Here is a 13,597-nt window from a genome sequence, read left to right on the forward strand (position 1 = left end):
GGCACTCCCTCCCCGCGTTCGTCCCTGCTGTTGGCGCTGCTGTTCAGCCCGATGTTGCTGGCGGACGACCTGTTTCTCGACAGCGAGGCCTTGCCCCAGATCCTCACGGCAACGCGTCTGAAACAGTCCCCGGCGGAAGTCCCCGGCAGCATGACCGTGCTCGACAGCGAACTGATCAACGCCAGCGGCGCCCGGGACATCAGCGAGCTGCTGCGCCTGGTGCCGGGGATGATGGTCGGCAACATCAGCGGCAATCAGGCGGTGGTCAACTATCACGGCACCAACGCCACCGAAGCACGGCGCATGCAGGTACTGATCGACGGCCGCTCGGTGTACCGCGCCGGCCTGGCCACGGTGGACTGGAGCGACATTCCGGTGGCCATGGAAGACATCGAGCGCATCGAAGTCTTTCGCGGCCCGAACACTGTCAGCTATGGCGCCAACGCGCTGATGGCGGTGGTCAACATCATCACTCGCAACCCGGCGGACAGCCACGGCACACGGTTGAAAATCACCCGTGGCCAACGCGGCATCAACGATTTCTATGCCAGTCAGGGAACAGGCTGGAATGGCGGCGACCTGCGTCTGTCGCTGTCCGGCCAGGAAGATGACGGCTTCGACAGCGACCGCACCGGCGCCGATTACCGCGACAGCCGCCGCTTGAACCGCTTCAGCCTTGCGGTCAGCCAGACCCTCAGCGACAACCAGAGCGTGGACTGGCAGCTCAACGCCAAGGACGGGACCAACCAGCGGCCTTACACCTATCGCCCTGTGTTCTCGGGGATTACCGCCGCCGGGAACAATTCTGACGTGATCGCCAAGGATTACGCCGGTTCGGTGCGCTGGAATCTGGACATCAACCCCGATCACAGCCTTTATGTACAAGGCTCGGCGCAACACTGGGATCGCCAGCAGACCTGGCGCGCCTGCGATGCCGAGGTGTCGTTCAGCCCGCAGCTGACGGAGTTGTGGCAACTCAACCCGAACTACACCGAGCAACTGGCGCGCAACATCACCCGCTTCGTCGGGCCTGGTGCTGCACCCGGCACACCCACGGAAATGGCCCTGGCCAATCAAGTGCTCGATCAATGGCGCAATGGTGCCAGCCGGACTTTGTGCGGCGACATCGACCAGAGCGCCCGGGAATCGCGCTATGACCTGGAATTACAGGACACCCTCAGCCTGTCCGACAGTCTGCGTCTGGTCAGCGGCCTGAACTATCGTTACGACCGGGCCGATTCCGAGACCTATTTCAACGGAACGCTGGACGACACCACGTGGCGTGCGTTCGGCCAACTGGAATGGCGCGCCAGCGAACACTGGCTGTTGCAGGGCGGCGCCATGTTTGAAAACACCCAGTTGATCGGCAGTTCGCTGACGCCCAGGTTTGCCGTCAATTACCTGATCAACCCGCGCCACAGCCTGCGTGCGGTGTACTCGGAAGCGATCCGTTCGCCGGACATGTTCGAGAACAACGTCAACTGGAGTTATCAGGTGACCAACCTGCGCCCGTCCGCCTTCGGCCAGTCTTCGGCCCGCTACTTCGTCAAGACCCGGGGCCCCGGCGATCTGGACCAGGAGCACATGCGCTCGCGGGAACTGGGCTACAACGGCTATTTCCCTGAATGGGGCCTGGCGCTGGACGTGAAGCTGTTCTACGACGAAATCACCGGGATGATCAGCGAGCCGCTGCGCAACAATCAGTACATTGCCAGCAACGCCAATGACTCGCGCTTTCGCGGCACCGAGACCCAGGTGGATTGGCGCCTGAGTGCGGCCGATCGGCTGCGCCTGACTTACGCCTACGTCGACGCCGAGGCGAGCAACCCGCTGGACCAGCAGTTCACCGCGCGCAACAGCGGCTCGGCCGGTTGGCTGCGCGACTGGGGTCAGGGCTGGAACAGTGCCCTCTTCTATTACGGTGACAACGCCCTCAACGGCTATCGCTTCGAGCGGGTCGACACGCGCATCGCCAAACGCATCCCGCTGGGCAAGGCCCAACTGCAACTGGCCGGAGTGCTGCAACAGCGTCTGGACAATGAGCCGACCACCTTCGTCGACAACAATTACGACGAACGCCGAGTGATGTATTTCAGCGCCGAGCTGGAGTTCTAGATGCGCTACGCCATGTCGCGGAAGATGCCAACGGCCGCCCAATGGCTGGCCGGGCTGTGCCTGTTCCTGACAGCCTGGCTGCACGGCGTGGCGGTGCAGGCGGCCGACATTCTGCTGACCGGCGCCGAGGAAAGCCCCGGCGTGCAATCGTTCGTCCAGGCCCTGAGCGAACTGCGCCCCACCGACCGCGTACATTTCCAGCCACTGGCGAGCTTGCCGGCGCCGGGTAAGCTGCCGTCCAGCCTGCGCCTGATTCTGCTGGACCTGCCGAGCCTCGACTGGCGCATGCAGGAACCCCAGGGGCCGGCGACGCTGGTCCTGCGCATCAGCCGTTTGCAGGCCCGACAACGCTTCGGTAACGCACAACCACCCCATTTGAGCCTGCTGTGGAGCGATCCGCCGCTGAGTCGCCAGTTACAACTGATCCGACGGATCCTGCCCCAGGCTCAGCGAGTCGGCGTGCTGTTCGATCAGCACAGCGAGTTCCTGCTCAAGGAGCTGCAATCGGCCGCCCAGCCGCTGAATCTGCAAATCGTCCCGCAGCGCTGGGACAACACCCACGACAGTCGCCCGTTGCAGACCGTGCTGAAAAACAGCGATGTGCTGCTGGGTCTCGACGATCCTGACCTGTACAACCCGAAAACCGCGAAAAACCTGCTGCTCAGCAGCTATTCGCGGCAACTGGCACTGATCGGCCCGAACGTCTCGTTCGTACGCGCCGGCAGCCTCGCCAGTACTTACAGCGATCAGAGCGATTGGCTGGCGGTGCTCGACGAATTGCTCGACCGCCCGCCGGCCACCTGGCCGAGAGCGCTCTATCCCGAGCGTTTTAAAGTATCAAGCAATGCGCAGGTGGCTCGTTCATTAGGGATAGAACCAATGAATGAAGCGTCTGTTGCCGAAGAGCTGGCCCAAGGAGAGCGCCGCCCATGATTTTCCGCCGTTGGGACATCAATACCCGCACCCAGTTGATCAGCCTGGGTCCTGCGCTGTTGCTGACCTTGCTGCTGATCAGCTTTTTCACCTTCGTGCGCATCCAGGATTTGCGTCAGGAGCTGAACCACACCGGCCAACTGATCGCCAACCAGCTCGCACCCGCCACCGAATACGGGGTGATTTCCGGCAACAACGAAGTGCTGGAAAGCCTGCTCAAAGCCACACTGGCCACGCCGAACGTGCGCTTTCTTGAAGTACAGGACAGCGCCAACCGCATTCTGGCGTATGTCGAACAACCGTCGGACACGCACAAACGCCCGCATCAGGTCGAAGTGTTCCAGTCGCCGGTGCGGCTGCAACGGATTGCCTTGCACAATGATTTCTTTCAGGACGGCAAAAGCAGCAACGGCGGCGCCAGCGAAGATTATCTGGGGCGAGTGATCGTCGGTCTGTCCAACGATGCCTTCAGTCAGCGCCAACAGGAAATCCTGCTCAAGGCCGGGATTCTGGCGCTGTTCGCCCTGCTCTTCACCTTTGTCCTGGCGCGGCGACTGGCCGGCAGCCTGTCGCAACCGATCCGCGACATCGGCGATGCGGTCAAGGCGATTCAGGACGGTGACTACAAGACCCCGCTGCCGATTGTCGATGACACCGAGTTGGGCGCCCTTTCGCAACACATCAACAATCTGGCCCAGGCCCTGGAACAGGCCAGCCGCGAACAGCATCAGGCCATGGCGCAACTGATCCAGACCCGCGAAGAGGCGGAAAAGGCCAACAACGCCAAATCGGATTTCCTGGCAATGATGAGCCATGAACTGCGCACCCCGATGAACGGTGTACTGGGCATGCTGCAACTGCTGGAAACCACCGAAATGACTGAGGAGCAGATCGAATACGCGGCGCTGGCTTCCGAGTCCACCGAGCATTTGCTCAAAGTGATCAACGACATTCTGGATTTCTCGCGCATCGAGCGTTCGGAATTGGAGCTGGAACACATTCCATTCAACCTCGCCGACCTGATCGGCGCGTGCGCGCAGTCGTTCCAGCACAGTGCGGCGCAACGCGGCCTGACCCTGCAACTGCGGATTCCCGAAGACCTGCGCGGCTTGCAGGTGCAGGGCGACCCGACGCGGATCCGGCAGATCCTGGTCAATCTGGTGGGCAATGCGCTGAAGTTCACCGAGCAGGGGCGCGTCAGCATCGAGGCCCAGTGGCAGTCGCTGGATCACGAACTGCTGTGGTTCACCTGCTCGGTGCGCGACAGCGGCATCGGGATTTCTTCGGAAAGCCTGGAATTGATGTTCAACGCGTTCCAGCAAGCCGACAGCTCGATTTCGCGTCGTTATGGCGGAACCGGTCTGGGCTTGCCGATCGCACGCACCCTGGCCGAGCGAATGGGCGGCACCTTGCGCGCGCAAAGCGAAGAAGGTCGCGGCTCGGTGTTTACCCTGGAAATTCCGTTGGCTCTATATAAGCAGGCATTGCCTGCACTGGCGGCGCCGCGTGCAATCGATGGCAATGCGCACGGCGAAGGTCGCAATGTCTTGCTGGTGGAAGACAACCCGGTCAACCAGACCGTGATCGAGGCAATGTTGCGCAGTCTGGGCTTCACTGTGAGCGTCGCCACCGACGGTATGCAGGCCGTGCGCAGTGCCGGGGGCAGTCGTTACGAAGCTATCCTGATGGATTGCCGCTTGCCGATCATCGACGGTTACGAGGCGACCCGACAGATCCGCCGCCTGCCCGGCTGCGGTCATGTACCGATCATCGCCCTGACCGCCAACGCGTTGCAGGGCGACCGCGAAAACTGCCTGTCGGCGGGAATGAATGATTACCTGGCCAAGCCGTTCAAACGTAATGACCTGCAGCAGATTCTGCAGCGCTGGGTGCAGTAGGGAGGCCCTTTCGAGCATCTGCGACTGGCGTGAAAAGCGAAAGTGCGGCAGTCTTAGGCACCCGAACGAGCCTCAAAAGGGGCTTGAATAAAAATTTCAGTGCACAAGTGTACATTCATGTCCTTGGTGCTGTGACTTTCACCACAACGCAATAGTCTATGAGTAGGCTGCCGGTTCGAGGCATGAACGCGTCGATCGGTCGGGAAGATTTGCCCCACCTGCCGCATGGGATTATTGAGGAGCTCGCATGACCAAACAAAACGCCTTTACTCGGGAAGACCTGCTGCGCTGCAGTCGCGGTGAGCTGTTCGGCCCAGGTAACGCGCAACTGCCCGCCCCGAACATGCTGATGGTGGATCGCATCACCCTGATCAGCGAAGAAGGCGGCAAGTACGGCAAAGGTGAATTGGTCGCCGAGCTGGATATCAACCCTGACCTGTGGTTCTTCGCTTGCCACTTCGAGGGTGATCCGGTGATGCCGGGCTGCCTGGGTCTGGACGCCATGTGGCAACTGGTCGGCTTCTTCCTGGGCTGGCAAGGTCTGCCGGGCCGCGGCCGTGCGCTGGGCTCGGGCGAAGTGAAATTCTTCGGCCAGGTCCTGCCGACCGCCAAGAAAGTCACCTACAACATTCATATCAAGCGCGTCCTCAAAGGCAAGCTGAACCTGGCCATCGCCGACGGTTCGGTGACTGTCGACGGTCGCGAAATCTACACCGCCGAAGGCCTTCGCGTCGGCGTGTTCACCTCCACTGACAACTTCTAAGGGTTATTCGCATGCGCCGCGTCGTTATCACTGGTCTGGGCATTGTTTCGTGCCTGGGCAATGACAAAGAGACCGTCTCCGCTAACCTGCGTGCAAGCCGCCCTGGCATCCGGTTCAACCCGGAATATGCCGAAATGGGTCTGCGTAGCCAGGTTTCCGGCTCCATCGACCTCAACCTTGAAGAACTGATCGATCGCAAGATCTATCGCTTCGTCGGCCACGCAGCGGCTTACGCCTACCTGGCCATGAAAGACGCCATCACCGATTCCGGTCTGACCGAAGAGCAGGTGTCCAACCCGCGTACCGGCCTGATCGCAGGTTCCGGTGGTGCGTCGACCCTGAACCAGATGGAAGCGCTGGACATCCTGCGCGAGAAAGGCGTCAAGCGCGTCGGCCCATACCGCGTCACGCGGACCATGAGCAGCACCGTTTCGGCGTGCCTGGCCACTCCGTTCAAGATCAAGGGCCTGAACTACTCCATCGCTTCTGCCTGCGCCACCAGTGCTCACTGCATCGGTACCGCCATGGAACAGATCCAGATGGGCAAGCAGGACATCGTGTTCGCCGGTGGCGGTGAAGAGGAGCACTGGAGCCAGTCGTTCCTGTTCGACGCAATGGGCGCCCTGTCCAGCAAGCGCAACGACACCCCGGAAAAAGCCTCCCGTGCCTACGACGCCGACCGTGACGGTTTCGTCATCGCTGGCGGTGGCGGCATGGTCGTGGTCGAGGAGCTGGAGCACGCTCTGGCCCGTGGCGCGAAGATCTACGCGGAAATCGTTGGCTACGGCGCGACGTCCGACGGCTACGACATGGTGGCTCCAAGCGGCGAAGGCGCCATCCGCTGCATGCAGATGGCAATGTCCACCGTCGACACCCCGATCGACTACCTGAACACCCACGGCACCTCGACTCCGGTCGGTGACGTCGCGGAAATGAAAGGTGTGCGTGAAGTGTTCGGCGACAAGGCCCCGGCCATCAGCTCCACCAAGAGCCTGTCGGGTCACTCCCTGGGCGCCGCCGGCGTTCACGAAGCGATCTACTGCATGCTGATGATGGAAGGCAACTTCATCGCCGGTTCCGCCAACATCGACGAACTGGACCCTGAAGTGGCCGATCTGCCGGTGCTGACCAAGACCCGCGAAAACGCCACCATCAACACCGTGATGAGCAACAGCTTCGGCTTCGGTGGCACCAACGCCACCCTCGTGCTGAAGCGCTGGGAAGGCAAGTAATTCCTTCCTGCTGAGCCGCACATGAAAACGCCCCGACTGGTTCGGGGCGTTTTTTTTTCGCCTGGAGAAAAGCGCTTTTTCAGCAGCACCAAGATGAAACTTCTGTCATGCAACTTACTGCCCTGCGACCGAATGTCGCGTATTTGGCGGGCTCCAGGACTGTTGCAGATTTCGCAAGTATACGTTGCACAAATCGAGCATTTACTTAGCAGGCTAACAAATTCTATAACAGAGGCCTGCACACGCCTTGCTGCAGATAACAGAGATTGGAGCTAGCAGATGACTGTAAAAGTAACTGAACGCGACGATTCACACATGTCCCATGAAGGCGTAGCCGCCGGTGTACGGATCTGGGATGTGCATCAACAAGACTTGCTGGTCGGCATGTTCCACAACGAGATCGACGCCCACAACTACAAGGCCGAACTGGAACTGCTCGAACGGCAACGTGACCAACGCTCTGCCTGATCAAACCACAGCATTGAAAACAACAAACCCCGCCATGAGCGGGGTTTGTCGTTATTGGGCGTTTCAGCGCAGCTTCACAGCCCGGCGGGACCCGTTTACCACATCAGATCATCAGGGATCACATAAGCCGCGTACGGATCGTCCTCGGCATTGACCTCTTCGACCTTCTCGTTGAGCTGCACGATGCGCTGTGGATCGCGCTCCTGAATCTTCAGGGCCGCCTCACGAGGAATCACTTCATAGCCGCCGGCATGGTGCACGATCGCCAGCGAACCGCTGCTGAGCTTGTTGCGCATCAGCGTGTTGACCGAGATGCGCTTGACCTTCTTGTCGTCGACGAAGTTGTAGTAGTCCTCGGTGGTCAGCTTCGGCAGACGCGAGACTTCGATCAACTGCTTGACCTGCGCGGCGCGGGCCTTGGCCTCGGCCTTCTCCTGCTGCTGACGGTTCAGCTCCTGGTCGCGCTTGACCTTCTCGGCCTGAGCTTCCTGGGCAGCGCGCTGCTGGGAGTCGTCCAGTTCGATCTGGCCTTTGTGGGCCAGACGCTGTTGTTTCTGCTTGTCTTTGCTGACCTGTTTGGCCTGCTTTTGGTTGACCAGTCCTGCCTTGAGCAACTGGTCGCGAAGGGAAAGGCTCATTGATGCTTACTCACTTGGGCAACGGCTCAGCCGCAGCTGGGCAAATTCTTTTCCTGACGTTTGGCTTCACCCCACAGGGCGTCCAACTCTTCGAGGGTGCAATCTTCTATGGGTCGGTGGGTGTCGCGCAATGCCTGTTCGATAAATCGGAAACGTCTTTCGAACTTGCCATTGGCGCCACGCAGCGCGGTTTCCGGATCGACCTTCAGATGCCGGGCCAGATTGACCACGGAAAACAGCAGGTCGCCGATCTCGTCGGCCACCGCTTGCGGGTCATTCTCGGACATGGCTTCGAGCACTTCATCAAGCTCTTCGCGCACCTTGTCCAGCACCGGCAACGCGTCCGGCCAGTCGAAACCGACCTGCCCGGCGCGCTTCTGCAACTTGGCCGAGCGGGACAATGCCGGCAACGCGGCGGGCACATCGTCAAGCAATGACAGTTGCTGCGGCGCGGTGGATTTCTCGGCGCGTTCTTCGGCCTTGATCTCCTCCCAGCGCTGCTTGACCTGCTCTTCGCTCAGGCGCGGCACGTCCAGCGGCGCATACAGATCGCCAGTGGGGAATACATGCGGGTGACGACGAATCAACTTGCGGGTGATGCTGTCGACCACACCGGCAAACTCGAACCGCCCTTCTTCCCGCGCCAGCTGGCTGTAATACACCACCTGAAACAGCAGATCGCCCAACTCGCCCTGCAAGTGATCGAAGTCGCCGCGCTCGATGGCGTCGGCGACTTCGTAGGCTTCCTCGAGGGTGTGCGGGACGATGGTCGCGTAAGTCTGCTTGATGTCCCACGGGCAACCGAACTGCGGGTCGCGCAGGCGATTCATCAGGTGCAACAGGTCTTCAAGGCTGTAGATCGATTTCATGGAGTCCGGTTACGCCGCGTCTCGATGATGTTCGGCAACTGGGAAATCCGCCCCAGCAACCGCCCCAGTGCGTCCAGCCCCGGAATCTCGATGGTCAGGGACATCAACGCCGTGTTGTCCTCCTTGTTCGAGCGGGTGTTGACCGCCAGCACGTTAATCCGCTCGTTGAGCAGCACCTGCGAAACGTCACGCAGCAGACCCGAACGGTCGTAGGCGCGAATGACAATGTCCACCGGATAGGTGAGCACCGGCACCGGGCCCCAGCTGACCTGAATGATCCGCTCCGGCTCACGCCCGGACAGTTGCAGCACCGAGGCGCAGTCCTGACGGTGAATGCTCACGCCGCGGCCCTGGGTGATGTAACCGACGATCGCATCGCCCGGCAACGGCTGGCAGCAGCCGGCCATCTGGGTCATCAGGTTGCCGACGCCCTGGATCTGAATGTCGCCGCGCTTGCCCGGCTTGTAGCCGGTGGCCTTGCGTGGAATCAGTTCCAGCTGTTCGTTGCCGCGTTCCGGCTCGACCAGTTGTTGCGCCAGGTTGACCAGTTGCGCCAGACGCAGGTCGCCGGCCCCGAGGGCGGCGAACATGTCTTCGGCGGTTTTCATGTTGGCCTTGTCGGCCAGCTTGTCGAAATCCACCGCCGGCAGACCGAGGCGATTGAGTTCGCGCTCGATCAGGGTCTTGCCGGCTGCGACGTTCTGATCGCGAGCCTGCAACTTGAACCAGTGAACAATCTTCGCCCGCGCCCGGGACGTGGTGACGTAACCGAGGTTCGAGTTCAGCCAGTCGCGGCTCGGCGTACCGTGCTTGCTGGTGATGATCTCGACCTGCTCGCCGGTCTGCAGGCTGTAGTTGAGCGGGACGATCCGCCCGTTGATCTTGGCGCCACGGCAGTTGTGACCGATTTCGGTGTGCACGCGGTAAGCGAAGTCCAGCGGCGTCGCGCCCTTCGGCAAATCGATGGCGTGGCCGTCCGGGGTGAAGATGTAGACCCGATCCGGTTCGATATCGACCCGCAACTGTTCGGCCAGACCACCGATGTCGCCCAGTTCTTCGTGCCACTCGAGCACCTGACGCAGCCAGGAGATTTTCTCTTCGTAGTGGTTCGAGCCGGACTTGACGTCGGTGCCCTTGTAGCGCCAGTGCGCGCAGACGCCGAGCTCGGCCTCTTCGTGCATCGAATGGGTACGGATCTGGACTTCCAGCACCTTGCCTTCCGGACCGATCACCGCGGTGTGCAGCGAGCGGTAGCCGTTCTCTTTCGGGTTGGCGATGTAGTCGTCGAACTCTTTCGGAATGTGCCGCCACAGGGTGTGGACGATGCCGAGCGCGGTGTAGCAGTCGCGCATTTCCGGCACCAGCACGCGCACTGCACGCACGTCGTAGATCTGGCTGAACTCCAGACCCTTGCGCTGCATTTTGCGCCAGATCGAATAGATGTGCTTGGCCCGGCCGCTGATGTCGGCGTCGACGCCGGTGGCCTGCAATTCGTCCTTGAGCTGCGTCATCACATCGGCGATGAAACGCTCGCGGTCGAGCCGCCGCTCATGCAGCAACTTGGCGATCTGTTTGTATTGGTCGGGTTCCAGGTAACGGAAGGACAAGTCCTCCAGTTCCCACTTGATATGGCCGATGCCGAGTCGGTGGGCGAGCGGCGCATAGATGTCGAAGACTTCCCGGGCGACCCGGTTACGCTTCTCGTCATCGGCGGTTTTCACCGCGCGGATCGCGCAGGTGCGTTCGGCAAGTTTGATCAGTGCGACGCGTACGTCGTCGACCATCGCCACCAGCATTTTGCGCAGGTTTTCCACCTGGCCCTGAGTGCCCATCACCATCGATTGGCGAGGACTGAGGCTGGCGCTGATCGCGGCCATGCGCTGCACGCCGTCAATCAGTTTGGCGACCACCGGACCGAAGCGCTGGCTGACCGCTGCCAGTTCGATCTGGCCTTCGCGCACGCCACGGTAAAGCACCGCCGCGACCAGCGAATCCTGATCCAGCTTGAGGTCGGCAAGAATCTCCGCGATTTCGAGGCCGGTGCTGAAACTGCCGCTGCCTTCGGTCCAGAGATTCTTGGCCGCATTGGACTGTTGCTCGGCCTGTCGAGCGAACTCACAGGCCTCTTTCAAGGCTTCGCGATCCAGTGCCAGATCGACACTGACCGCATGATCGAGCCAAGCCTCGAGATTGATACTGCCGTCGGTGTTGATCGGCTGGTGTGCTCTCACCTGTACCATCTTGCTTTACCTTCCCTACGACGCAGATTCAATGCGTCAAATCACTGACCTGTATTGCCCGTTCGCACTCGCGGGGCTAAGACGAGCGCTGCACGGGCGGACCAGTCGGATCAGACGAGCCATCCTAGCTCGCTTCAAATAACGCCATGGCCTCGACATGTGCCGTCTGAGGAAACATATCGAGAATCCCGGCACGTTTTAACCGGTAGCCCTGCTTGATCAATTCGACCGTATCGCGCGCCAGAGTTGCAGGGTTGCACGACACATAAACCAACCGCTCGGCACCCAGGGTCGCGAGCTTGCGCACCACCTCGAAAGCACCGTCACGCGGTGGGTCCAAGAGTACCGCAGAAAAGCCGTTTCCGATCCACTCGGCATCGGTCAAAGGCTGGGATAAATCGGCCTGAAAAAACTTTGTGTTATGCAAATTGTTGCTAGCGGCATTCGCCGCGGCCCGATCGACCATGGTCTGCACGCCTTCGACCGCTACTACTTCGCGCACAGCTTTGGCCAGCGGCAAGGCAAAGTTGCCGAGACCGCAGAACAGGTCGAGCACGCGCTCATCGGCGGTTGGTTTCAACCACTCCAGGGCCTGGGCAACCATGGATTCGTTGACCCCGGCGTTGACCTGGATGAAATCTCCTGGCCGCCAATCCAGTTCCAGATCCCACGGCTCCAGGCGATAACCCAGCGATTGCGAGGCATCGACCGGTTGCGGCCCGTCTTCGCCGTGCAGCCACAACTGCGCCTGATGGAATGCGCAGAAATCCTTGAGGATCGTCAGGTCGGCCTCGGACAGCGGCGCCATGTGACGCAGCAGAACGGCCAGGGACGAGCCACTGAACAATTCCACATGACCCAGCGCCTGAGGTTTGCTCAGGCGACGGAGCATCTCCGGCAAACGGGTCATGATCGGTTGCAAGGGCTGTACCAGCACCGGGCATTCGCTGATCGCCACGATGTCCTGGCTGCCGGCGGCGCGGAAACCGACTTCGAGCGTTTTGGCCTTGCTGTCCCAGCGCACGGCCACCCGGGCGCGGCGACGGTAGCCGAATTCCGGACCGGTCAAAGGTGCAGCCCATTCTTCAGGCTCGACACCGGCGACCCGCGAAAGCTGTTCGGCGAGCATGCGCTGTTTCAGGGCAAGCTGTTCGCCGTGGGGCAAATGCTGAACGCTGCAACCGCCGCAGCGACCCGCGTGCTGACAAGGTGCCGGGCGACGCAATTCGCTGGCCGTGAATACACGTTCGGTACGCGCCTCGACCACTTTGCCGTGGGCGCCCAGTACCCGCGCCTCGACCTCTTCACCCGCCAGGGCGCCTAGGACAAACCAGGTTTTGCCTTCAAAAAACGCGATGCCGCGACCGTCATTGGCCAGGCGCTCGATGTTCAAGCGCTGCTTTTTGCCGGTCGGGATTTGCGGGGCCTTGCTACCGCCGGTGGGCTGGAAGCGCAGGCCTCTCTCGTGCTTGGCCATCAGTTGGGCGCGTCGAAAATGCCGGTCGACAGGTATCGGTCGCCACGGTCACAGATGATCGCGACGATCACCGCGTTTTCAACTTCTTTGGACAGGCGCAGCATCGCTGCCACCGCACCGCCCGAGGACACGCCGCAGAAGATGCCTTCTTCGCGGGCCAGACGACGGGTGACGTCTTCGGCTTCGCTTTGCGCCATGTCGACAATGCGATCGACCCGATCGGCCTGATAGATCTTCGGCAGGTATTCCTGCGGCCAGCGGCGAATGCCGGGAATGGCCGAGCCTTCCATCGGTTGCAGACCGATGATCTGCACACTGTCGCTTTGCTCTTTCAGGTAGCGCGACACGCCCATGATGGTCCCGGTGGTCCCCATGGAACTGACGAAATGAGTAATGGTGCCCTGGGTCTGGCGCCAGATTTCCGGGCCGGTGGTGGTGTAGTGCGCTTCGGGGTTGTCGCCGTTGGCGAACTGATCCAGCACCTTGCCACGACCTTCGGCTTCCATCCGCTGGGCGAGATCGCGAGCGCCTTCCATGCCCTCTTCCTGGCTGACCAGAATCAGCTCCGCGCCATAAGCGGTCATCGCCGCTTTACGCTCGGCGCTGGAGTTGTCCGGCATGATCAGGATCATCTTGTAACCCTTGATCGCGGCGGCCATCGCCAACGCGATCCCGGTGTTGCCCGAGGTCGCTTCGATCAGCGTATCGCCGGCGTGGATCTGCCCGCGCAACTCGGCACGGGTGATCATCGACAGCGCCGGACGATCCTTGACCGAACCCGCAGGGTTGTTCCCTTCGAGCTTGAGCAATAGGGTGTTGCTGGTGACACCGGGCAGGCGCTGCAAACGCACCAGCGGCGTGTTGCCGACGCAATCGGCGATGGTTGGGTACTGCAAGGTCATGGCGTTTTTCGCAATCCGGACAGCGGGGGCGCCTATCATACCGGCAAACCTGCGCGGCCCAT

11 protein-coding genes are annotated in these 13,597 nt (G+C 61.1%); 6 read left to right on the forward strand and 5 right to left on the reverse strand.

Features of this window, described 5'->3' with window-relative positions:
• The first annotated feature begins 51 nt into the window (after positions 1–51).
• The 6 genes from AC1RME_RS15950 to AC1RME_RS15975 all read left to right on the forward strand — a co-directional run bounded on the left by AC1RME_RS15950 (position 52) and on the right by AC1RME_RS15975 (position 7,409).
• Entirely contained in the window at positions 52–2,115 is a 2,064-nt protein-coding gene (locus AC1RME_RS15950) for a TonB-dependent receptor plug domain-containing protein (RefSeq protein WP_493091596.1), read from the forward strand.
• Entirely contained in the window at positions 2,116–3,048 is a 933-nt protein-coding gene (locus AC1RME_RS15955) for an ABC transporter substrate-binding protein (RefSeq protein ID WP_096818000.1), read from the forward strand. It abuts the gene before it with no gap.
• Entirely contained in the window at positions 3,045–4,946 is a 1,902-nt protein-coding gene (locus tag AC1RME_RS15960; protein ID WP_096818002.1) for an ATP-binding protein, read from the forward strand. Before AC1RME_RS15955 ends, AC1RME_RS15960 begins: the two co-directional genes overlap by 4 nt.
• Positions 4,947–5,193: 247 nt before the next feature.
• Complete coding sequence (gene fabA / locus AC1RME_RS15965) at positions 5,194–5,709, forward strand: 3-hydroxyacyl-[acyl-carrier-protein] dehydratase FabA (RefSeq protein ID WP_003227150.1); 516 nt, start codon at positions 5,194–5,196, stop codon at positions 5,707–5,709.
• 11 nt (positions 5,710–5,720) lie between these two features.
• Complete coding sequence (gene fabB, locus AC1RME_RS15970) at positions 5,721–6,941, forward strand: beta-ketoacyl-ACP synthase I (RefSeq protein WP_096818004.1); 1,221 nt, start codon at positions 5,721–5,723, stop codon at positions 6,939–6,941.
• A 279-nt stretch (positions 6,942–7,220) separates the two neighbouring features.
• On the forward strand, positions 7,221–7,409 hold the full coding sequence (locus tag AC1RME_RS15975) for a hypothetical protein (protein ID WP_096818006.1): 189 nt from the start codon (positions 7,221–7,223) through the stop codon (positions 7,407–7,409).
• A gap of 95 nt (positions 7,410–7,504) precedes the next feature.
• Here the strand turns inward: AC1RME_RS15975 and AC1RME_RS15980 are convergent, their stop codons facing one another.
• The 5 genes from AC1RME_RS15980 to cysM all read right to left on the reverse strand — a co-directional run bounded on the left by AC1RME_RS15980 (position 7,505) and on the right by cysM (position 13,535).
• On the reverse strand, positions 7,505–8,047 hold the full coding sequence (locus AC1RME_RS15980; protein ID WP_007957793.1) for a DUF2058 domain-containing protein: 543 nt from the start codon (positions 8,045–8,047) through the stop codon (positions 7,505–7,507).
• Positions 8,048–8,073: 26 nt separating this feature from the next.
• Complete coding sequence (mazG, locus tag AC1RME_RS15985; RefSeq protein ID WP_096818637.1) at positions 8,074–8,907, reverse strand: nucleoside triphosphate pyrophosphohydrolase; 834 nt, start codon at positions 8,905–8,907, stop codon at positions 8,074–8,076.
• Between the two features lie 5 nt (positions 8,908–8,912).
• Positions 8,913–11,156, reverse strand: coding sequence for a GTP diphosphokinase (gene relA / locus AC1RME_RS15990; RefSeq protein ID WP_096818008.1), 2,244 nt, complete (start codon positions 11,154–11,156; stop codon positions 8,913–8,915).
• 124 nt (positions 11,157–11,280) lie between these two features.
• Entirely contained in the window at positions 11,281–12,633 is a 1,353-nt protein-coding gene (rlmD, locus tag AC1RME_RS15995; protein WP_096818010.1) for a 23S rRNA (uracil(1939)-C(5))-methyltransferase RlmD, read from the reverse strand.
• Complete coding sequence (gene cysM / locus AC1RME_RS16000) at positions 12,633–13,535, reverse strand: cysteine synthase CysM (RefSeq protein ID WP_096818012.1); 903 nt, start codon at positions 13,533–13,535, stop codon at positions 12,633–12,635. Before cysM ends, rlmD begins: the two co-directional genes overlap by 1 nt.
• Positions 13,536–13,597 lie beyond the last annotated feature (62 nt).

The organism is Pseudomonas sp. GW822-FHT03F08, from assembly GCF_058801265.1.

Bases quoted from the DNA above. Each gene is read 5' to 3' on its own strand.
- AC1RME_RS15950 (WP_493091596.1), top strand. From the start codon at position 52: ATGTTGCTGGCGGACGACCTGTTTCTCGACAGCGAGGCCTTGCCCCAG.
- AC1RME_RS15955 (WP_096818000.1), top strand. From the start codon at position 2,116: ATGCGCTACGCCATGTCGCGGAAGATGCCAACGGCCGCCCAATGGCTG.
- AC1RME_RS15960 (WP_096818002.1), top strand. From the start codon at position 3,045: ATGATTTTCCGCCGTTGGGACATCAATACCCGCACCCAGTTGATCAGC.
- fabA (WP_003227150.1), top strand. From the start codon at position 5,194: ATGACCAAACAAAACGCCTTTACTCGGGAAGACCTGCTGCGCTGCAGT.
- fabB (WP_096818004.1), top strand. From the start codon at position 5,721: ATGCGCCGCGTCGTTATCACTGGTCTGGGCATTGTTTCGTGCCTGGGC.
- AC1RME_RS15975 (WP_096818006.1), top strand. From the start codon at position 7,221: ATGACTGTAAAAGTAACTGAACGCGACGATTCACACATGTCCCATGAA.
- AC1RME_RS15980 (WP_007957793.1), bottom strand. From the start codon at position 8,047: ATGAGCCTTTCCCTTCGCGACCAGTTGCTCAAGGCAGGACTGGTCAAC.
- relA (WP_096818008.1), bottom strand. From the start codon at position 11,156: ATGGTACAGGTGAGAGCACACCAGCCGATCAACACCGACGGCAGTATC.
- rlmD (WP_096818010.1), bottom strand. From the start codon at position 12,633: ATGGCCAAGCACGAGAGAGGCCTGCGCTTCCAGCCCACCGGCGGTAGC.
- cysM (WP_096818012.1), bottom strand. From the start codon at position 13,535: ATGACCTTGCAGTACCCAACCATCGCCGATTGCGTCGGCAACACGCCG.